At 41.0% G+C, this 19,545-nt stretch carries 21 protein-coding genes; 14 read left to right on the top strand and 7 right to left on the bottom strand.

The window, feature by feature from the left end:
* Positions 1-690, top strand: coding sequence for a molybdate ABC transporter permease subunit (modB, locus tag KJB35_RS19820; RefSeq protein ID WP_064376841.1), 690 nt, complete (start codon positions 1-3; stop codon positions 688-690).
* The gene (gene modC, locus KJB35_RS19815; RefSeq protein ID WP_005388041.1) at positions 687-1,793 is read left to right on the top strand and encodes a molybdenum ABC transporter ATP-binding protein ModC; all 1,107 of its coding nucleotides are present in this window, start codon (positions 687-689) and stop codon (positions 1,791-1,793) included. Before modB ends, modC begins: the two co-directional genes overlap by 4 nt.
* Positions 1,794-1,869: 76 nt before the next feature.
* On the opposite strand, the gene KJB35_RS19810 is transcribed toward modC, so the two are convergent.
* Entirely contained in the window at positions 1,870-2,307 is a 438-nt protein-coding gene (locus KJB35_RS19810; RefSeq protein ID WP_005376232.1) for a DUF3069 domain-containing protein, read from the bottom strand.
* Between the two features lie 273 nt (positions 2,308-2,580).
* Between KJB35_RS19810 and KJB35_RS19805 the strand changes: the two genes are divergently transcribed.
* Complete coding sequence (locus KJB35_RS19805) at positions 2,581-3,540, top strand: diguanylate cyclase (RefSeq protein WP_017634619.1); 960 nt, start codon at positions 2,581-2,583, stop codon at positions 3,538-3,540.
* 252 nt (positions 3,541-3,792) lie between these two features.
* Here KJB35_RS19805 and KJB35_RS19800 read toward each other — a convergent pair whose 3' ends face one another.
* Positions 3,793-5,031, bottom strand: coding sequence for a diguanylate cyclase (locus tag KJB35_RS19800; protein ID WP_064354791.1), 1,239 nt, complete (start codon positions 5,029-5,031; stop codon positions 3,793-3,795).
* A gap of 253 nt (positions 5,032-5,284) precedes the next feature.
* Here KJB35_RS19800 and KJB35_RS19795 point away from each other — a divergent pair, with 253 nt between their 5' ends.
* From KJB35_RS19795 to KJB35_RS19750, 10 genes are all read left to right on the top strand, one after another.
* Entirely contained in the window at positions 5,285-5,653 is a 369-nt protein-coding gene (locus tag KJB35_RS19795; RefSeq protein ID WP_005376241.1) for a late competence development ComFB family protein, read from the top strand.
* Positions 5,654-5,694: 41 nt separating this feature from the next.
* Positions 5,695-5,976 (top strand): HlyU family transcriptional regulator, encoded by a 282-nt coding sequence (locus KJB35_RS19790; protein WP_115386646.1) that lies wholly within the window; start codon positions 5,695-5,697, stop codon positions 5,974-5,976.
* Between the two features lie 434 nt (positions 5,977-6,410).
* Entirely contained in the window at positions 6,411-7,967 is a 1,557-nt protein-coding gene (locus tag KJB35_RS19785) for a Re/Si-specific NAD(P)(+) transhydrogenase subunit alpha (protein ID WP_213907660.1), read from the top strand.
* Positions 7,968-7,975: 8 nt separating this feature from the next.
* Positions 7,976-9,352, top strand: coding sequence for a Re/Si-specific NAD(P)(+) transhydrogenase subunit beta (pntB, locus tag KJB35_RS19780; RefSeq protein ID WP_005376248.1), 1,377 nt, complete (start codon positions 7,976-7,978; stop codon positions 9,350-9,352).
* Between the two features lie 155 nt (positions 9,353-9,507).
* Positions 9,508-10,962, top strand: a complete 1,455-nt coding sequence (gene vxrA, locus KJB35_RS19775) for a sensor histidine kinase VxrA (protein WP_262606059.1) — start codon at positions 9,508-9,510, stop codon at positions 10,960-10,962.
* Entirely contained in the window at positions 10,937-11,599 is a 663-nt protein-coding gene (gene vxrB, locus KJB35_RS19770) for a response regulator transcription factor VxrB (protein WP_005376251.1), read from the top strand. The genes vxrA and vxrB overlap by 26 nt, the downstream gene beginning before the upstream one ends.
* A gap of 6 nt (positions 11,600-11,605) precedes the next feature.
* Positions 11,606-12,487 carry a DUF2861 family protein gene (locus tag KJB35_RS19765; RefSeq protein ID WP_017820158.1) on the top strand — a complete coding sequence of 294 codons (882 nt, stop codon included), beginning with the start codon at positions 11,606-11,608 and terminating at the stop codon, positions 12,485-12,487.
* A 60-nt stretch (positions 12,488-12,547) separates the two neighbouring features.
* A complete protein-coding gene (locus tag KJB35_RS19760; protein WP_053349901.1) occupies positions 12,548-13,669 on the top strand; it encodes a conjugal transfer protein TraF in 1,122 nt (373 codons plus the stop codon).
* Between the two features lie 41 nt (positions 13,670-13,710).
* Entirely contained in the window at positions 13,711-13,872 is a 162-nt protein-coding gene (locus tag KJB35_RS19755) for a YoaH family protein (RefSeq protein WP_005376257.1), read from the top strand.
* A gap of 809 nt (positions 13,873-14,681) precedes the next feature.
* A complete protein-coding gene (locus tag KJB35_RS19750; RefSeq protein ID WP_042520919.1) occupies positions 14,682-15,071 on the top strand; it encodes a universal stress protein in 390 nt (129 codons plus the stop codon).
* Positions 15,072-15,161: 90 nt separating this feature from the next.
* On the opposite strand, the gene KJB35_RS19745 is transcribed toward KJB35_RS19750, so the two are convergent.
* Both KJB35_RS19745 and KJB35_RS19740 read right to left on the bottom strand, forming a co-directional pair.
* A complete protein-coding gene (locus KJB35_RS19745; RefSeq protein ID WP_005376260.1) occupies positions 15,162-15,374 on the bottom strand; it encodes a hypothetical protein in 213 nt (70 codons plus the stop codon).
* Positions 15,375-15,670: 296 nt separating this feature from the next.
* The gene (locus KJB35_RS19740; RefSeq protein ID WP_262606022.1) at positions 15,671-16,510 is read right to left on the bottom strand and encodes a LysR family transcriptional regulator; all 840 of its coding nucleotides are present in this window, start codon (positions 16,508-16,510) and stop codon (positions 15,671-15,673) included.
* Positions 16,511-17,190: 680 nt separating this feature from the next.
* Here KJB35_RS19740 and KJB35_RS19735 point away from each other — a divergent pair.
* Positions 17,191-17,424, top strand: coding sequence for a hypothetical protein (locus KJB35_RS19735; protein WP_213907663.1), 234 nt, complete (start codon positions 17,191-17,193; stop codon positions 17,422-17,424).
* 254 nt (positions 17,425-17,678) lie between these two features.
* Here KJB35_RS19735 and yciH read toward each other — a convergent pair whose 3' ends face one another.
* The 3 genes from yciH to KJB35_RS19720 all read right to left on the bottom strand — a co-directional run bounded on the left by yciH (position 17,679) and on the right by KJB35_RS19720 (position 19,496).
* Positions 17,679-17,990: a stress response translation initiation inhibitor YciH gene (yciH, locus tag KJB35_RS19730; RefSeq protein ID WP_005376292.1), complete on the bottom strand. Its 312-nt coding sequence runs from the start codon at positions 17,988-17,990 to the stop codon at positions 17,679-17,681.
* Position 17,991: 1 nt separating this feature from the next.
* Complete coding sequence (locus KJB35_RS19725) at positions 17,992-18,378, bottom strand: DUF3319 domain-containing protein (RefSeq protein WP_213891331.1); 387 nt, start codon at positions 18,376-18,378, stop codon at positions 17,992-17,994.
* A 128-nt stretch (positions 18,379-18,506) separates the two neighbouring features.
* Positions 18,507-19,496, bottom strand: a complete 990-nt coding sequence (locus KJB35_RS19720; protein WP_213907670.1) for a D-alanine--D-alanine ligase — start codon at positions 19,494-19,496, stop codon at positions 18,507-18,509.
* Positions 19,497-19,545 lie beyond the last annotated feature (49 nt).

Below are 19,545 nucleotides of genomic sequence, written 5' to 3'. Positions count from 1 at the left end.
GTGACAGAACTGGAATACCAAGCCTTAATGTTAAGCCTCAAAGTAGGCGCGTACGCAGTACTTTGGCTGATTCCTCTCGGCGTTTTTCTTGCTTGGCTACTTTCTCGAAAAACGTTCTTTGGTAAATCGATTCTCGATAGCTTAATTCATTTACCACTGGTATTGCCGCCAGTGGTAATCGGCTATTTATTGTTGATTTCTTTAGGACGACAAGGGTTCCTTGGAAAGTGGCTCTATGAAAACTTAGGGGTAGTATTTAGCTTTAATTGGAAAGGGGCAGTAGTCGCTTGTATTGTCGTGGCTTTGCCTTTGATGGTTCGTTCAGTACGCTTAAGCTTAGATAGCGTCGACCCTAAATTGGAGCACGCAGCCTCTACGTTAGGCGCTTCTCCTTTAAAAGTGTTTCTCACCGTCACGTTACCACTGACCATTCCCGGAATTATTACGGGCACGATGCTGTCATTTGCTCGTAGTCTTGGCGAATTCGGGGCGACGATCAGTTTCGTCTCTAATATTCCGGGTGAGACCCAAACGATTCCGCTGGCAATGTACAACTTTATTGAAACGCCAGGTGCAGAAATGCAGGCGGCTCGTCTGTGTATCATTTCTATCGCGTTAGCCTTGTCTACATTAATGATCTCTGAATGGCTAAATCGTAAAGCGGCAAGCAGATTGGGTGCGAAGCAATGACGATTAAAGTCCAATTTAAACAAATGCTTGGTGAGACTGACTTCGACATCAAACTTAAGTTACCCTGTAACGGAATTAGTGCCTTGTTTGGACGATCTGGTGCAGGTAAAACGACGTTGATTAACATCATCAGCGGATTGGTCACTCCAAGGCAAGGGTATGTTGCGGTTGGTGAGCATGTTTTGTTTGACAGTGAACAGGGAATCAACCTACCAACGCACAAGCGTGGTATTGGTTATGTGTTTCAGGATTCACGTCTGTTTCCTCACTATTCGGTTCAAGGCAATTTGTTATATGGCGTTAAAGAAAAAGATGACGAGTATTTTGATGCAGTCACCGAACTCTTGTCTATCAAACCGTTACTAAAGCGCTTTCCGGTATCACTTTCTGGTGGTGAAAAGCAACGTGTTGCGATTGCGCGCGCATTGCTATCTAAACCCAATTTGCTTTTGATGGATGAGCCACTTGCCTCACTCGATATGCCAAGAAAGCGTGAGGTAATGCCTTTTCTTGAGGAGTTGTCGGAGAAGGTAAATATCCCTATTATCTATGTCACACACAGTCTCCAGGAAATTTTAAGGCTTGCTCAACACCTTGCAATTATTGACCAAGGTAAAATTTCGAGTTCAGGTAAGCTTGAGGAAGTGTGGGCTTCTCATGCTATGCGTCCATGGCAATCTTTCTCAGATCAAAGCAGCTTATTTGAAGGCCGGATTGCTGAACATCATGAACGTTATGCACTGACTTGTATCAGCCTTGCACCTAATGTATTCCTGTGGGTGCAAAAGATCGACGGAACACCAGACACGCCAATACGCTTGCAAGTGCGTGCCAACGACGTTTCTATCACGCTCGAGCAACCCAAGGCGACGTCGATTCGAAATATTTTGCCTGCTATTGTCGATTCCATCGAGGCGTTTAACGCAGCCGATGACAAGCAGAGTATTAATGTATCACTCAAGCTAGACGAGAAATGTTATTTGTGGGCAACGATCACACCGTGGGCCCTTGATGATCTCAACCTAAAAGTTGGTAGCCGTGTTTTTGCACAAATTAAAGGTGTCAGTGTGACACAAAAAGATATGGCACTAGCGCCTCATTAACCGTTTAGACTGATTTACGCTTCATGATCAAAAAAGGCCGCAAAGTGCGGCCTTTGTTACTAGAAGAATGTCGGAATTACTTCGCGAATACTTCTTTGAATTCACGCTTAAGAAGTGGGTCACGACGTGCTTTCTTAAGTTGCTTAACCATGTCTTTCACACAGTTGTGAAGCACATTATCAAGTAGTTGAGCACGGTATTCTTCTTTATCTTCATCTGTCATGTTTTCTGGCAGATTAAGAGTCGGAAACTCTTCCATCACATTAATACCAGCGAATGCTTGGCCTACAGAAACTAGAGCATGAAACTGTTCAAAGTTGTCTAGAATGTTCTGTGCACTTGCTGGCATTTCGTCCCATGATTCACGTACCGCTTCTTCAGACACTTCATGGATAGAGGTAACCATTTCGAACATTTGCTCTGGAACTTCGTCAAATTCGATAACTTTACGTAGCTCTGGAGAAATGCTGGCTAGATCGATTTTTTTGCTTTCGCTGTTAGTTGCTTCTGACATGGTGTGTCTCTCATTACAAAAAGGCGGGAATATTAATACCAAATGCATCAAATAGCTATACCCATTAGTCCGCAAGATGACCAAAGTGAATGAGTTTGTTGAACTTCTGCTCACAGGCCATGATTAGATAGGGTAACGTCCAGTCTAACTGCTTTATGCAATGGATTCCGTGATATTCAAACAAAAATATAGCACTTAATTATGAGTCGAATGCAACAACTCTATGAGTATGGTATATGTTTAATAAAGACATAATTAAAAATGGAACGCGTTATGCAACCGACAGGGACATCGATGCGAATCCTTCTGGTTGACGATGTTCAGCTAGACAGGATGCAGTTGGCTATTCGTCTAAAGCAACTTGGACATATTGTAAAAGCCGTAGGTAGTGGACTAGAGGCGTTAAATACCTACGAGAGTTTTGATCCGGAACTGGTGTTACTCGATATATCAATGCCAGATATGAACGGTTTTGAAGTCTCTCTTCATATAAGAGAAACGTTTCCGGATTGGATCCCAATTATTTTCTTGAGTAGTCACGAAGAGCCAGAAATGATTGCTAAAGCCATAGACGCGGGCGGTGATGACTATTTAATTAAGCCGGTAGATAAACTGGTACTGAACTCCAAACTTATCGCAATGCAGCGTATTGCTCATATGAGACGAGAGCTTAAGCAAGCGACAGCTCAATTAGAGCAAGTTAATCAACTTTTGACTCAACAAGCGAATGAAGATGGCCTAACCAAACTCTATAACCGCCGTTATATCGACCATAAGTTGGAATCGATGGTTGCATGGCATGGTCGTCACAATATGCCAATGGCTTTGATTCTATTGGACGTCGATTTTTTTAAACCGTTTAATGATAATTACGGTCATATTGAGGGCGACCGTTGCTTGCAAGCGATTGCGAATCAACTAAAGGCGACGTTTTGTCGCTCTGGGGAATATGTAGGTCGATATGGTGGAGAAGAGTTTGTCGTGTTGCTAGGGTGTACCGACACTCAAACAGCAGAAAGAGAAGCCGAGCGTATACAAGAGGCTATGTATTTTCTCGATTACCCACATGAGTATTCTAGTGTGTCAAATAGGGTGACAGTGTCACAGGGTGTTTTTGTTTTTCAACCGACAGGGAAAGAAGTGCAATCAGACTTGTATGCGACAGTTGATAAAGCACTATATACATCAAAATCTTTGGGAAGAAACACACATACTGTGGTTAATTCTTTTTAAAAACAAAATCTTATGAATATCACTCCTTTTGTTGCGTTGTCACTTTTTGGTGGTTATTTTAAAGCTAACTCAAAGTAAGATAGGCGACACAGTGCGAACGGAATGTCGCAATCAGGCGTATACCTTATACCTTTGATTAGATAGATAACATCGGGATAGTGGCAACGATGAGTGCAGTTATTATGCTGATGGGGAAGTTCGGTTTTGTTTTAAACCCGGACAAGCTTGTTAACTTTCACGATTGGTGAGGGTCTAACGAAGCTTTATGCAGTTACGTCCGGCCTTTTTCGCTTTGTAAAGTGCTTCGTCCGCTAATTTAATGACGTCCAGAGGAGCTTGCCCATTCCGGCTATCAGCAACTCCGAAACTTGCGGTAACAAAAACCGACTTTCTTTTCGAACTGTTGCTACCACGACGTTTTTGTCCTTGTTTATGGTTCTCAGGGCGAGATTCTTCATCGCGTAATATCATCTCGTATTCTGCAATCGATTTGCGAGCTTCTTCCAAAAAGTTCTTACATTCGTCAGCGTATTTGCCTTTAAAAACGATGGTAAATTCTTCTCCGCCAAATCGATAAACTTTTGCGCCGCCTGGGGTTTTAGTGAGGCGCGAAGCGACCATTTTTAGAACGTCATCACCAGTATCGTGACCGTAGGTGTCGTTAAACTTTTTAAAATGGTCAACATCAAGCATTGCGATCGTGAACTTCTTACCCATGTGTTTTAGATCGAGATCAAGTGCACGTCTGCTCGGAATCAGTGTTAGACTATCGGTGAAAGCTAGTTGATGGCTAGCGGAAGCGGCATAAATAATGATAAGCAGCCCTGTTAGCGTAAACATGGTGCTTGATATGTACTGCACATCAAAGAAAATGAACGTCGCAGACGCCAATACCATGGCAGAGTAGGTCATCGCATGGATAATTTCATTCTTCTTTAAAACAAGGATTCCAAGAAAACAGACAATACCCACGCAATATAAAACAAGAATTAAAGGCAGTTTAGAGACCGTAGGTACAATAAATAAAATACCGCTTGTCCATTGTTCAAACCCTCCTTCAACGTAATATGCTAGCGTTAGATAAGACCAAAGAACGAACATTGCTAACATCAAGATGTAAGTCAACATGGCTCTAGAGTCAAAACCTTCTTTACTAAACAAAAATACCGTAAGAAACGAGACAGGAAGTAACGTGGCTAAAATGGTTAGCTCAAGTAAAGCGGTACCACTTTGAAGCGGGACTTGTAGGCGGTGCTGTATCACGAAGTAGGCTAGCAACATTGCCAAGCACACCATGGACTCTCTGCCTTGCTTAAATGAATAACAAAGGAGTAGCGCACAACCTAATAGTATGTACGGCAAGTTTGCGGCAATGCCCCAGTTTGCCTGAGTCATCTGAATAATGCTGTCCATGCCCGAACTCACTATGCCCAGTAGCAAAAAAGGGAATAAGAATCTGAAGCCTGATGAAGTCATTGACGATGAGGACATCTATTACAAACTGCCTGAAAATAGTTGACTATATAATTGGTTAGGTAAATCGTTTTATCAATATGGATATTTATCCGTTATTGAATTTCGAACTTTGAGAACTAGCAAGAATACGTCTATTTGTTCCTTTTCCCAAGTATTTTGGAAGACATTACGGCAAAAAGAGAGAGATTGATTAAATTAAGAGCAATCAATAAGTTGTTATAAACAAGTCGTTGCTATACTCATTTCATAGGAAAAAGGAGATTTACAGATGCAGATAAGCTCAGATGTGCACAACTACATGGAAACATTAGTAGGCCAGGTTCTCAGTTTGCCCGAATTTTTAGAACAGTATGACAACGAACAGTTAGCCGATATTGCTTGCCTTGCGCTTATCCAGCTCAAGCCTGTCTATATCCGTCATGATATTGATTTTTTGTCTTCACTTCCTGAACAAAAATTAAGCCAGTTTAAGCAAAGCGCGGATATAGCGGTGAAAAACGCCGCAGAAATGGTGAAAGAAGACAGGCGTAAGAACCGAGAGTATGATGTGCCTGTAATTTTTTCCCATACTAGTTATGATGATGACAAAGAGTTGGATTGGTATGAAAAACCGATCCTTAACGTTAATATTAAGTAAGAGTCGCTCAGTTGACTAGTGAGCTGACCCAAGGAGGAATCGTGGGATTTTTTTCGCGTTTGTTTGGTGGTAGTGAGAAAACGGTTGAAGCCAAAAATATCGAACCAGTTGAATATAAAGGTTTCCTTATTTACCCAGAGAGCCTTTCAGAGGGCGGACAATATCGCATCGCTGGTCGAATAGAAAAGCATGACGATGATGAAGTGAAAACACATCGGTTTATTCGCTCCGATTTGCTTGGCTCAGAGCAAGATGCCAATGACCTTATGTTGAAGAAATCTCAAATGTTTATTGATCAAATGGGCGATAAAATCTTCGACTAGCAATTTACTGCAATTTGATTCCAGTCATCTTAAAAAGAGCCATTAGTGTATATGCTAGTGGCTCTTTCTTTTTAACGCTTAAATCTCTGTTAAGTCAGTATTTAATCGTTACCTGGTTAGACCTCAGTCTAGTACGGTGTTGCGTTGTTATTTTTCGTGCACAGAGCGACAATCATTCATTACTTAGCGTTATATGTAATGAAATTTAGTATTTAAATTACAAAACACTTGAAGTAATGAGACGCGTTCGATACAAACAGAATAATAACAGGGCTGTTAGTCAAGGTGTTATTATGCAAATGGGTGTCCCCAAACATCATCTTTCGTTTGCAATTGTCTTGCGTGGTAAACAGATAGAAATAAAAAAGAATTAGAGTAGAGCGACGCTCTGTTTTGGGACTAATTTATTGATATGTATACAAGGAGTATGCGTTTTGCAAATCGGTGTACCTAAAGAGATACTCGCGGGTGAATCGCGAGTGGCTGCATCGCCGAAGTCGGTTGAGCAGTTAATAAAATTGGGATTCGATGTCGCGATTGAATCCCAAGCGGGGGTGCTAGCGAGTTTCGATGATGCCGCTTATGAAGCAGCTGGTGCGAAAATCGTTTCTAGTGAAGAAGTTTGGGCATCTGGCCTTATTTTAAAAGTTAATGCGCCAATTGTGGATGATGAGCAAGACATTGACGAAATTGCGTTACTGCAAGATGGAGCAACACTGGTTAGCTTTATTTGGCCGGCTCAAAATGCTGAGTTGATGGAACAACTTTCCAGTAAGAACATTAACGTTCTTGCCATGGATTCCGTTCCTCGTATCTCACGTGCACAAGCCTTAGACGCGCTATCTTCGATGGCTAATATCGCTGGTTATCGTGCAGTGGTTGAGGCAGCTCATGAGTTTGGTCGTTTCTTTACAGGTCAAATTACGGCTGCCGGTAAAGTACCTCCAGCGAAAGTATTGGTTGCGGGTGCTGGCGTCGCTGGCTTGGCGGCTATCGGTGCTGCAGGTAGCTTAGGTGCCATTGTCCGTGCGTTTGACGTCCGCCCAGAAGTAAAAGAGCAAGTTGAATCGATGGGCGCTGAGTTCCTGACCGTTGACTTTCAAGAAGAGTCAGGCTCTGGGGATGGCTACGCAAAAGAAATGTCTGATGACTTCAACAAAAAAGCGGCAGAGTTATACGCAGAGCAAGCTAAAGATGTTGATATCATTATTACGACCGCGCTCATCCCTGGTAAACCTGCGCCGAAGTTGATCACCAAAGAAATGGTCGACAGCATGAAAGCGGGCAGTGTAGTTGTCGACTTGGCAGCTGCTAATGGCGGTAACTGTGAATATACAGTGAAAGACCAAGTTATCATGACGGATAACGGCGTAAAAATTGTTGGTTACACTGACATGGTTGGTCGTTTGCCAACACAATCTTCTCAGCTTTACGCGACAAACCTTGTCAATCTTCTAAAACTGCTGTGTAAAGAGAAAGATGGCAACATCAATATTGATTTTGAAGATGTTGTTATCCGTGGCGTTACCGTGGTGAAAGCAGGTGAAGTTACTTGGCCAGCGCCACCAATTCAGGTTTCAGCTCAGCCGCAAGTGAAACAAGAACAGCCTGTAAAGCCAGAGCCTAAAGTAGAAGAACCTACGTCTCCAACGAAGAAAATTATTGGTGTGGCAGCGGCTGTTGGAGCCTTTGCATGGGTAGCATCGGTTGCTCCGGCAGCGTTTCTTTCTCACTTTACTGTATTTGTTCTAGCGTGTGTTGTCGGATACTACGTAGTATGGAATGTTACCCATGCACTTCATACTCCACTAATGTCAGTAACGAATGCTATCTCTGGCATTATTGTCGTTGGTGCATTACTGCAAATTGGACAAGGTAATGGCGTCGTTTCATTCCTATCTTTTATTGCCGTATTGATCGCGAGTATCAATATCTTCGGTGGTTTCACCGTCACCAAGCGTATGCTTGAAATGTTCCGCAAAGATAAATAGGAGTCACAATGTCTGCAGGATTAGTACAAGCAGCTTACATTGTTGCTGCATTATTTTTCATCATGAGTTTGGCGGGGCTTTCAAAGCAAGAGTCTGCTCGTAATGGTAACTACTACGGTATCGCTGGTATGACGATCGCGCTAATAGCGACGATCTTTAGCCCAGATGCGCAAGGTTTTGGTTGGATCATTATCGCGATGGCGATAGGTGGTGCGATCGGTATTTTCTATGCGAAGAAAGTAGAAATGACCGAGATGCCAGAACTGGTTGCGATTCTACACAGTTTTGTAGGTTTAGCTGCGGTTTTAGTTGGCTACAACAGCTACCTAGATGCGCCAGAAGCAGCAACACATGCTGAGCATGTTATCCACCTTGTAGAAGTATTCTTGGGTGTGTTCATCGGTGCCGTAACTTTCACCGGTTCAATTGTCGCATTTGGTAAGCTGCGTGGTGTGATTTCTTCGTCGCCACTTAATCTGCCTCATAAGCACAAAATGAACCTCGCAGCGGTTGTTATTTCTACGCTTCTTATGATCTACTTCGTAAAAGCAGATGGCAGCATGTTCGCTCTTATTGTGATGACTTTGATCGCGTTCGCATTCGGCTACCATTTAGTCGCTTCAATCGGTGGTGCAGATATGCCAGTTGTTGTCTCTATGTTGAACTCATACTCAGGTTGGGCAGCAGCGGCAGCAGGTTTCATGCTAGCAAATGATCTATTGATTGTAACAGGTGCTTTGGTAGGTTCATCAGGTGCGATTCTTTCTTACATCATGTGTAAAGCAATGAACCGTTCGTTTATCAGTGTTATTGCCGGTGGTTTTGGTCAAGAGATAGTGATTTCAGGTGACGAAGAGCAGGGCGAATATCGTGAAACAACGGCTGAAGAAGTTGCAGAGATGTTGAAGAACTCAAAATCAGTAATCATCACTCCAGGATATGGCATGGCAGTAGCTCAGGCACAATACCCTGTTCATGAAATTACTGATGTACTTCGTTCACAAGGTATTGAAGTTCGCTTTGGGATTCACCCAGTAGCGGGTCGTCTACCGGGGCATATGAATGTGTTACTCGCTGAAGCAAAAGTACCGTATGATATCGTTCTTGAAATGGATGAAATCAATGATGACTTTGCAGAAACCGATACCGTATTGGTTATCGGTGCTAACGATACGGTCAACCCAGCCGCACTGGAAGATCCGAACAGCCCAATCGCTGGTATGCCCGTATTGGAGGTATGGAACGCGAAAAACGTAGTGGTATTCAAGCGCTCAATGAATACTGGTTACGCAGGAGTACAGAACCCACTGTTCTTCAAAGAAAATACATCAATGCTATTTGGTGATGCGAAAGAAAGTGTTGAGTCTATTTTTAAAGCACTTTAACCATTCTTGATTTAAAACTATACAGGGTCAGCAATCGCTGGCCCTTTTTTGTTCCGTTTCAATGTTATAGTAATGCAAATCCTTCTGTTAGCAGATGTCAATTGCTTGTAGATTGATGTATAGTTTTGGCTAATGTAACAAGTGACGGTAACAGTTTGATTAAAAAGTTTTTGCTCGGTTTTGCAACTGTATTGCCGCTTTTTTCGGCACCTGCATTTTCCGATTCACTACCAGAAAGAATAGATACGTTTACAGAGCTATTTAACTATGAAGTAGCTCTTAAGTCGTACGATATTCGTATTCTGCAATCAAATTATCCTACCAAGTTACTTGCGCCAGATTCGCTTCTGCCGCAAACGTCTGACTATCCGTTAAAAGATATCCAACAGCTTTACAGCTTGGCGAATACTTGTCGTGGCAAATTACCATTAAGTCCTTTAATTACTGAGCCTTTAGTATTTACAAGGGCGATTTGTAAAGGGACGCAGCTGACACCTCGTTGGTTCTCGCGTAGTGGTCTCATTCACCCTGGTGGTGGGACGTATGCGGCACGTTATGTGGATAAGTATCCAGAACTCAAACCCAAACTATCTCAGTACATGCATATAAAAGAGCGTGATAACGAGGAAGGGGATGAGTTGCTAGAAAGCTTGAAAAACATGGATGACGACGCCATTAATGCTTTGATTGCAGGCGCGAGCATGTTTATTGAAGGTAACGAACTTTGGTTAAGACGTGGTGACCGTTACTTTGTTTTCGAGAAAGATATCTGGCAAGAGAACGTAGCGAATGCGGGTCTGTCATACGCTCTAGCGTCTCAAAGCAAAAGTTGCTTTGTTAAACGAGGTAATATTTGTTGGGATGTAGAAGATCACTCGCAAGTTTTGCGGATCAGTATGATCATACTGGTAATCGCCAATATTCTTTTGGTGATTGGTTGGGCGGTGTACCGTTGGAATAGCAAGCGAGAAGAACTACGTAGTAGAATGCTCGTGTTGCAAATTTTAACGCATGAGCTCAGAACACCGATTGCATCTCTGTCACTAACGGTTGAGGGCTTTCGTCGAGAGTTCGAGCATTTGCCTGAAAGTGTGTATGACGAATTCCGCAGATTGTGTGAAGATACGCGCCGCCTGCGTCAATTGGCAGAAGCGAGTAAAGATTATTTGCAATCTGATAACCAAATGCTTGCAACAGACTGGGTACCATCCGTTGCAGATTGGTTAGAATTTAAGATCGAAGAAGAATTTGATAGTGCCGTGCTTTTTAACATCAATGAAGATGTGGCTGCTAAAGTTAATGTGTACTGGTTAGGAACTTGTATCGATAACTTGCTTCGTAATGCGCTTAAGTACGGTGTCGCACCGGTTGAATTGGATGTCTCAACTAGTGAAGAAAAAATAGTATTCCAAGTCCGAGATGCAGGAGGCCTAACGGCTAAAGATTGGGCAAATTTGAAGAAACCGTTCGTAAGTAAGAGCGGGTTAGGACTTGGATTAACAATCGTTGAATCTATGGTAGGCCGCATGGGCGGAAAAATGTCCTTAATGGGACCACCTACAACTTTTATATTGGAGATACCTTGTGAAACAGACTCTGCTTCTCGTTGAGGACGATAAAAACTTGGCTGACGGCCTGTTAGTAAGCCTGGAACAAGCAGGATATGAGTGTTTACATGTGGAGCGTATTGCAGACGTAGAGCCACAATGGAAAAAAGCTGACTTGGTAATTCTCGATCGCCAACTCCCTGATGGTGACTCTGTACAATGTCTCCCAGAATGGAAACAGATTAAAGACGTACCAGTTATCTTGTTAACGGCACTTGTTACCGTAAAAGATAAAGTTGCAGGCCTTGATTCCGGCGCGAACGACTACTTAACAAAGCCTTTTGCTGAGGCGGAGCTTTTTGCGAGAATCCGTGCACAGCTACGAGCACCGGATTCAGCAGAACAAAGCAACGCTGATAAAGTGATTACAAAAGACTTAGAGATTGACCGCTCGACTCGTGAAGTGACTTATAAAGACGAGCTAATTACGCTTACTCGAACAGAGTTTGATTTGCTGCTTTTTTTGGCGTCAAACTTAGGTCGCGTGTTTACTCGTGATGAGCTACTTGACCACGTTTGGGGTTACAATCACTTCCCGACAACACGTACGGTTGATACACATGTACTACAGCTTCGTCAAAAACTGCCAGGACTGGAAATTGAAACACTTCGTGGTGTTGGCTACAAGATGAAAGCATAAGTCGTAATGAAAATACTACTCCCTGTAGTTCTCTCATTAGCGTTAGTGAAACCAGTCCATGCAATGGACTGGTTTCAAACTAACACGCCTTTAACACAGGCACATCAACACTTACTTGAAGATGATCTTGCGGGTATGTTCAACTCTCTTGTTGAACTCTGGCAAACGGAACCAAGTAAAGATTTGACTCCTCACCTTAATGATCTTCTTGGTCAGTCACTATCTAAAAACTGTGGCAAGGCTCTCACTGGTGTAACGCTGCCTGATTGGATAAGTGGTGTGAACGTTATTCGTCAGACTATTCAAAGCCCTGGGCGAGATACATTTAGATTGGTAATCAAGCTAAGAGCTACAACTGACATCGAAAATATTTCATTTAATCGATGGGTGGATGATTCTATATCCGCGGACAGTTCATTCAGCTATGAACAACAGCCGAGCGGGACAGAACTTGCCAACGAGCGTAGCTACTCGAAACGCTATAACTTAACAGGTAAACTTGAAGCTGGTTTATATCACTTAACCGTTGTTTCTACTGATAAACAAGAGTATCGAACTTGGGTAATACTTGGAGATTCAAACTCTTCTCAATATGTTCGTTGGACATCTAAAGAGAATTGGAAAGTAGAAAAGAGCGCACTTCGTAATCCCCATTGTCCATTACCGCAACTTGAAGTCGGTTTGTATGACTACATTGATGGCCAGTACGAGCAAATGTGGAAAAAGACTTACGAGTCTAACTATCCAAATTCATTGGAGCTAGCGGGTGTCCCAAACGATAGATACGTATTGGCGGTAAGTATCAATAGTCGCCGTTGGCAGGGCGATATAATTGTTGAGCAGGCTCAAACTATTAGCCGAACCTATGATCTTTCCCAGGAAGAATAGTTAAAGAAATACTACTTGTGCCGATAAAGGTTCAGGACGAACTAAAATCATAAGTGTAGTATGAAAAACAAATATAAAATTCTTGCCACTTCTGTTGCTACTATTCTTTTCGCTAATGCTGCTTCTGCTGCTACTTATGCGATAGAGGCTCGTAGTGATGCAATGGGGGGCGTTGGTACCGTATCAGCAACTTATCTAACTGCGCCTTTTTTCAACCCCGCTCTTACTGCGATTTATCGCCGAAATGACGATGCAGGCATGATCGTGCCAAGTTTTGGTGGCAGCTACGATGATCAATATGATCTAGTTGATGAAATCGAACGCATCAGCAAATTGACAGACGTCGATGAAATCAAAAAATCGATGGATGCTATCGATGGGAAAAAGACAGACTTTGATCTTGGTGGTGTCGTTGCCATTGGTATCCCCAACAAATTCTTATCTGCAACTGCATACGGTAAGCTATACACTGAATCATTCGTACAACCAAATGTTGATACCTCAGGTACTAATCCATTAGATGATAGCTATGTACAAGGTGTTTCTATTGGCGTGGCTGAAGCTGGTATTTCACTTGCTAAATACACTAATTTCATGAACCAACACCTTTCTTTTGGTGTTACTCCTAAACTTCAGCGTATATACACATACTCATACGCCACGAGTTTTCAGAATTTTGATACTAAAGACTTACGTGAAAATGAGACCGCGGAAACGATGTTTAACTTAGACGCAGGCGCACTTTGGTTCTTTGGCCCATATCGTCTCGGTATTTCAGCGAAAAATTTGATCGGAAGAGACGTTAAAACAAAATCATTCCAATATGGCAGCGATACGATAAAATCATACGAATATAGCATGCGTCCTGTATACACCGTTGGGGCAGGGATTGTTGCCGATTACTTTACGATGAGTGTTGACTACGATCTTAACGAAGAAAAACGTTTTTCATCCTTTGATGATAATACGCAAATGATTCGAGCTGGTATTGAATTTGATATTTTGCGTCAAATGGCATTACGAGCAGGGTATATGAAGAACTTAGCTCGAAGTAAGGACGAAGGAACCATTACTGCTGGTATCGGGTTGTCTCCACTTAAGTTGTTCGAATTGGATATCGCAGCTCAGTACACAAACGAGAACGCTATGGGTGCATCCATTAATTTCCTTGCTACCTATTAATTGAATCGTTATAGTCAGCTCCTCAAAATGAGGAGCTTTTTATGTTTGACGATTTACCCCCTCTATCTCACCAAGAGCAACAACAAGCTGTAGAGAGAATTCAAGAATTGATGGCGAAGGGCACAAGTACTGCAGAAGCTATCAAAATTGTTGCCGAACGGATTCGTTCTGAGTACGCAGAAAAACAACAGCAACAAAACTAATCAATTCATGGACAGGGCATACGCCCTGTTTTTTTTGCCTTTCTATTTTCAATTCCTTTACATTCCCAAACACCACCCTAGTTACGCTGTAACTACAATTTACTAAACCTATATGATTTTAATCTTGTTCAATTGCCTTTAAGACTAAATAGCGAGTTAGTAAAATTTTACCCAATCGTGTTAACCTTAGTTTTCGTAGCACAGGTAATTAGGCGTTTTTTAAAGAACTCATAAATTAAACTCAATAATATCAATTCTTTACCTCGGGCATTTAATCTGCCGACCATATTGGTTGCGATTAATCTTGTAATTTAATTACAAAGTGCGTGAGGGCTTCGTTCCCAGGTAGAGGATTATGCTGAAAAAAGAAAAAAAGATACACCGTAACTTATAACGGTAATTAAACTAGACTTATTAAATAAGCGATATAAGAACAGTAAGCACTCGCAGACATATGTAATAGATGAATCGAAGTTCATCTTATTGAGCTGCTTTTTTAGCCGAAATACGTCTCCTGGATTTGAGCGGAGCGTTACATATTGAACACGCTTAACCTAAAGTAGTTTTACTAAACTAGGCGACGTTGAAGTGGGTAATATGAAACCTCAAGAGTAGTAGAAATCAAGAGCAGTAACGCCTATTACAACGTAACGTTTCCTGACGTCCTTCCTGTTAAATAGTCCGATAATTAGAGAAGAAATTGGGAAAACATCGTTGATCTTTGGATGAGTAGCAGTAGTTTTGATGTTGTGTTCGCTCTATGTGGACTAGACTTAATATGAGAACAAAAACTAACCAAGGGAGGAATGATGGGTTACAAGCACGTTTTGGTTGCTGTCGACTTATCTAAATCTAGCCAAGCCGTTATCGAAAAAGCAATAATGCAAGCAGATAACTCAAGCAGCAAACTCTCATTTGTTCACGTAGATGTTGATCGCATAGTCATGGAAGCGAAGGAAGAGCAAGAATTGGAAAGAAGGCTGCAAGAGCTCGCTGATAAATGCTTATACCCAGTAAACGAGACCATGGTAGTAATCGGCGATCTTCATATAAAACTATCGGGAATCGTCAAAAAAGAGGGGATAGATTTAGTTGTCTGTGGTCATCATCACAACTTATTGAGTCGCTTTTTTTCATCGATACCAAAGGTTGTGAACGAAGTTGAAGCTGATTTATTAATCGTCTATTTAGACGAGTGATCGACAACTCTTGTTCGCACTCATCATTTTTTGTCACTAACAAGCCGAACGTTTATGTTCGGCTTGGTGTATCGGTGATAATAAAAGTTTTTAGCCAGGAATGATTGATGCCTCATGAGATAAAACAGATGCAGACTCCGCGTTTGACTGCAGATCAAAATGTACGTTAACTTGCACGCCTTCTCGCTCAAAAGTGACATCATCAAAATCGGTCATAGCGATTTTGAATCCATTTCTAGCAAAAAAGCCAGTCACCATAGTTCGCTGCTTAATTTCTAATGCAGACGCGAGTAGCTTATCCATGGCATTCTCCTTGGTTATTGTGGGGATATGGGTAGAAGATACACATAGATTGGTATGAAATCAATTTTATATAAAGTTGCTTTTGATGAAAATTTTAATGTAAGTCAATCTATCGTTTACCCCACGTGATTTATTCCACGCAAAACCTTGATAACAAGACGGCAGAGCATCTCACATTGTGATAGCAAGCATAAAGATGGGGGTGTTAATAAATACCGCCGAAACAATATGTTACAAAGATTAGTGTTAGGCCTAGTTGAGTAGACAACGCAAAATTCTAAATCTGAACAACCGCCCTAAAATGACTCACTCTTCAATACTTGTGATAACTCAGACCTAATAAAAGTAGATATCTCAGCTAGCTTTCTTGGCAAAGGGTTTTGATAAGGGTAGGCAATATACATGGAACGTTCTATATCAAAAGTTTGCGATATTCGGATGTTTTTGTCTATATAATTACTTTTAACAAGATAGTTTGGAATGACACCAACCCCAACTCCCTCAGAAACAAAGTTTATTAAAATAGAGGTGTTATCAACTTCGATAACATCAGTATATTGATTTTTAATTGATTCCTTATTCGAATGATGTTTGTAGATTAATAGTGTTTTGTTGTTAGTATTACTTATCCTAGATATCAAAACATCACTATAATCACCAATTTTATGTGCAATAAGAGTGTCATCAATAACATTATTAAGCCTAATCGCTAAATCTACATTGCTTTCTAATAAATTTTCTACATTGTTACTTGACGATATTTCAAAATCAACTTTTGGATATCGTTCTTTTAAGTCTTTAAGAACAGAACCAAAAATAGAAGAGGCTATAGAGTTGGGCATTGTGATTTTAAACTTTCCATCAATGCATTCACTCAACGAGCTAGCTCTGTAATTTAACTCGTGCAAACTCTCTAACGTCTTGATAGCAAGCTCTCTAATGCTTTCGCCATGATCAGTTAAAACGAGTTTCCTTGTTGTTCTGTGGACGAGTGTTACGCCAAGTTGTTTTTCTAATGCTGCTAGCTGCCTGCTGACTTGAGCTTTAGACTTTCCAAGTTCTTTTGATGCCTCTGTAAGAGAGAGGTGTTTACAAATGGCTGCAAAGCAGATCAGCTCATTGTTCATCAATTCCATGATTGTTACCTTTTTGCAACTCTGAGTCACGTTGTCTTTTAACTGGTGGGAAAGTATAACTTGCATCATCGGAGGGGGACAATGATATTTAAAAGCCGCCATGAAATAATGGCAGACTACTATCTTAATAAAACCATATTGGATATTAAGTTAAACCGATATCCTGAAGGAATTAACTCAATCGGATTAAATATAGAAATAAAGATTTAAAAATAAAAAAAATTGTCTCGCGAAATTACTAAGTTGGATTCGGGTGATTTAATTGTTGATTGTGCATCATTGATAATGACTCATTCCATATCGGAAAAAGTAATAATAAAAGTTGAAATTGATTCTTTAAATTATAAAGTTAAACGTGTGAGGATATTTAAATATGAAGACTGCAATACAAAATTCGAAAAGATCTGTTTATCAGAAAGATACATTGTATAGAATTATAAATAATATTAGTACTTTGTATACCAAATCACTAGTAAAATTATTTGGTGAAGAGTTGAGAATCCATCATTGCAAACATAAGATTAATGTAAGAACCACTAACGAGTTGAGTGAACATATGAAGAAAGATCTAGGTATAGATTGAAAAGTAGAGAGTTTACATCTGTTAGATTCCTTGTTCCTATAAAACTAATGTAGTACTTACACGTTTGAGTTAAGCAAATGCGTGTCCATGTTGACTCATGTTGAATGAGCAAGATGCAGAACCAACGTGTACAGTGTTGAACGTAACCCAAGATACAATGAAGGAACTTAATCAGCCACACGGTTTTAAAGTTGATGACTGGTTATTATCAAGTTGTCGCTTTGGTGAAATCGAAGTTCACGGTCCATACAAGACAGCTGATGAGGCTTGCAAAGCAGCAACAGCCAAATACGGTGTAACTAAACTGACTTCACCAATGCTAATCTTCTAACTCTTAAGATCGCATTATGTATATTATGTTAAATTGTATATCGCCGTACGCTAAATGTTGTCTGAGTATGCTCCTATTCCCCTGCAGATTTTAAATTTAAGGGCCTTACTGTGAGCATTAAACATAATGGTTATTTACCATAAAATAGCTAATATCGATCTATCAATCTACGATTGCTTGCTCTTCAATTAGCAACTTATAAAAAATGGCGCCTATTTCTTTAGACGCCATTTTTGTTTACTGGAAATATTAAATTAGCCACCGGCTAATTTGACTGTCATGCCTTTCTTTTCAAGATGTGCCTTGATCTTGTCTCTAGCATCACCTTGAATCTCGATATTGCCATCTTTTACAGAGCCACCACAGCCACAGACTTTTTTGAGTTCTGCCGCTAATAACTTTAAAGGTGCATCATCCAAGTCTAAACCTGTAACAATGCATACGCCTTTACCTTTACGGCCTTTCGTTTGCCGCTGAATCCGAACAACACCATCGCCTTTAGGGCGAGATACTTTTTCTTCTTCCGGTTTAATTCGACCGGTTTCTGTTGAATATACCAGAGTCATTCTATTGTTTCTTTTGTTGTTGAGCTTGCATCGCTTTTTGCTTTGCAATCAAATAAGCTTCGATATGGCGTTGAATAGCGGCTTTACTGCCCTTAATCAGTTTACCATTAAACATACAGTACCAAGAGTTAGGTTGGCCTGTATCGTTTTGAATAGTATAGCCGTTAAAGACCTCTGATTTTGCAACACCAGTTTGCTGCACTCTTTGTCCGAGTGAAGCAAACTCTTTGGGATCAATAATCGATGCGGTGTCACACCACCAATCAATGCTTTTCTTTACCGCCGTCAAACTGCCCTGTAAAACGTGGTTCTTGATTTTAACCTTCCAAACACTGCCATCTGATCCGACTGACTGCAGGTTAAAACCTCTATAATTTGAAATCGCCATACCACTGAGTCATCTGTTTAATGCGTTGATATAATCATAATTGCTACTGAGCAATATTCAAATACGGCTTGAATAATCCTTGCTCTAGAAAACAACTTGTATCATAAAACGCGTCTCGATAACGTTAATCACTTTGCACTGTTTATACAATCTTCCAAGAACTCATGAAATTTGTGCCCGTTGTTTTGAAGCATTTTAGGGAACATTGAGATCGGAGTCATTCCTGGAAATGTGTTTACTTCGTTTAAGTAAATCTCATCATCTTCCGTTAGGAAAAAGTCGATACGAGATAAATGACGAAGATTCATTTGCTTAAATACCGTTTCTGACGCGTGTTGGATGGAATCTAATTGTACTTGAGTTAGATTCTTCGCCTCAACTTCTGTGAGCGAGTGACTTGAACTGCTGTACTTTTCATCGTACGAGTAAAAAGCACCATCAGGCGCGATGACCTCGCCTGGCTTAGTGATATGTAGTTGGCCATTCATCTCATATGCAGCAACTTCAAGTTCTCGAGGTTTTACTGCTTTCTCAACCAACACTTGGTCAGAAAACCCAAAAGCATCATTTACTGCACTAGAAAGCTTGTCTTTTTCTGTGACACTGTAACAGCCAACGGAAGAGCCTTGGCGAGCGGCTTTAACAAAAACTTTTCCCCACTTTTCAAAGGCTTTATGAGCTTGAACGTGAGCTTCTTCATCGTTTCGCGTTAAGAATAAGTATGGCGTATTGGGTATGCCAATAGCGTCGTACCAAAGCTTAGATGTGATTTTATTGAAACTATTGCTACTCGCTTCTGGCCCGCAGCCAAGATAAGGAATACCTGCGATTTCAAACAGAGATTGAATGTCGCCTGTTTCGCCAGGAAAACCATGTATACAAGGCACGATGAAATCAATGGTTTGATTAGATTCACTTGAGCACAACTGCTTGGTATTGAGATCCAAGTAAACCAACTCACCTTGGTTGGTCATCCAACCTTCGTTTTTTATTTCTACGCGTGTAACGTGAACGTCTTCAATAAGATTTAGTTGTTGTTCGACAAAGTTTGCAGACAATAATGAAATCTCGTGCTCAGAAGAGCCACCGCCGCATAGTAAAAGAATATTTTTAATCATGAATCCATCTTTCCGTGACCTACAAAAGATACTATTTATTATGATAAAC

The sequence above is a fragment of the Vibrio sp. D431a genome (genome assembly GCF_030248655.1).
In the GTDB taxonomy this organism is placed as follows: Bacteria; Pseudomonadota; Gammaproteobacteria; order Enterobacterales; family Vibrionaceae; genus Vibrio; species Vibrio alginolyticus.
Note: the sequence above shows the minus strand (reverse complement) of the source record. Positions and strands in the feature narration are given on the sequence as shown.

Coding starts and splice junctions, on each gene's coding strand:
- modC (WP_005388041.1), top strand. CDS start 687: ATGACGATTAAAGTCCAATTTAAACAAATGCTTGGTGAGACTGACTTC.
- KJB35_RS19810 (WP_005376232.1), bottom strand. CDS start 2,307: ATGTCAGAAGCAACTAACAGCGAAAGCAAAAAAATCGATCTAGCCAGC.
- KJB35_RS19805 (WP_017634619.1), top strand. CDS start 2,581: ATGCAACCGACAGGGACATCGATGCGAATCCTTCTGGTTGACGATGTT.
- KJB35_RS19800 (WP_064354791.1), bottom strand. CDS start 5,031: ATGTCCTCATCGTCAATGACTTCATCAGGCTTCAGATTCTTATTCCCT.
- KJB35_RS19795 (WP_005376241.1), top strand. CDS start 5,285: ATGCAGATAAGCTCAGATGTGCACAACTACATGGAAACATTAGTAGGC.
- pntB (WP_005376248.1), top strand. CDS start 7,976: ATGTCTGCAGGATTAGTACAAGCAGCTTACATTGTTGCTGCATTATTT.
- KJB35_RS19765 (WP_017820158.1), top strand. CDS start 11,606: ATGAAAATACTACTCCCTGTAGTTCTCTCATTAGCGTTAGTGAAACCA.
- KJB35_RS19760 (WP_053349901.1), top strand. CDS start 12,548: ATGAAAAACAAATATAAAATTCTTGCCACTTCTGTTGCTACTATTCTT.
- KJB35_RS19755 (WP_005376257.1), top strand. CDS start 13,711: ATGTTTGACGATTTACCCCCTCTATCTCACCAAGAGCAACAACAAGCT.
- KJB35_RS19750 (WP_042520919.1), top strand. CDS start 14,682: ATGGGTTACAAGCACGTTTTGGTTGCTGTCGACTTATCTAAATCTAGC.
- KJB35_RS19745 (WP_005376260.1), bottom strand. CDS start 15,374: ATGGATAAGCTACTCGCGTCTGCATTAGAAATTAAGCAGCGAACTATG.
- KJB35_RS19740 (WP_262606022.1), bottom strand. CDS start 16,510: ATGGAATTGATGAACAATGAGCTGATCTGCTTTGCAGCCATTTGTAAA.
- KJB35_RS19735 (WP_213907663.1), top strand. CDS start 17,191: ATGTTGAATGAGCAAGATGCAGAACCAACGTGTACAGTGTTGAACGTA.
- yciH (WP_005376292.1), bottom strand. CDS start 17,990: ATGACTCTGGTATATTCAACAGAAACCGGTCGAATTAAACCGGAAGAA.
- KJB35_RS19725 (WP_213891331.1), bottom strand. CDS start 18,378: ATGGCGATTTCAAATTATAGAGGTTTTAACCTGCAGTCAGTCGGATCA.
- KJB35_RS19720 (WP_213907670.1), bottom strand. CDS start 19,496: ATGATTAAAAATATTCTTTTACTATGCGGCGGTGGCTCTTCTGAGCAC.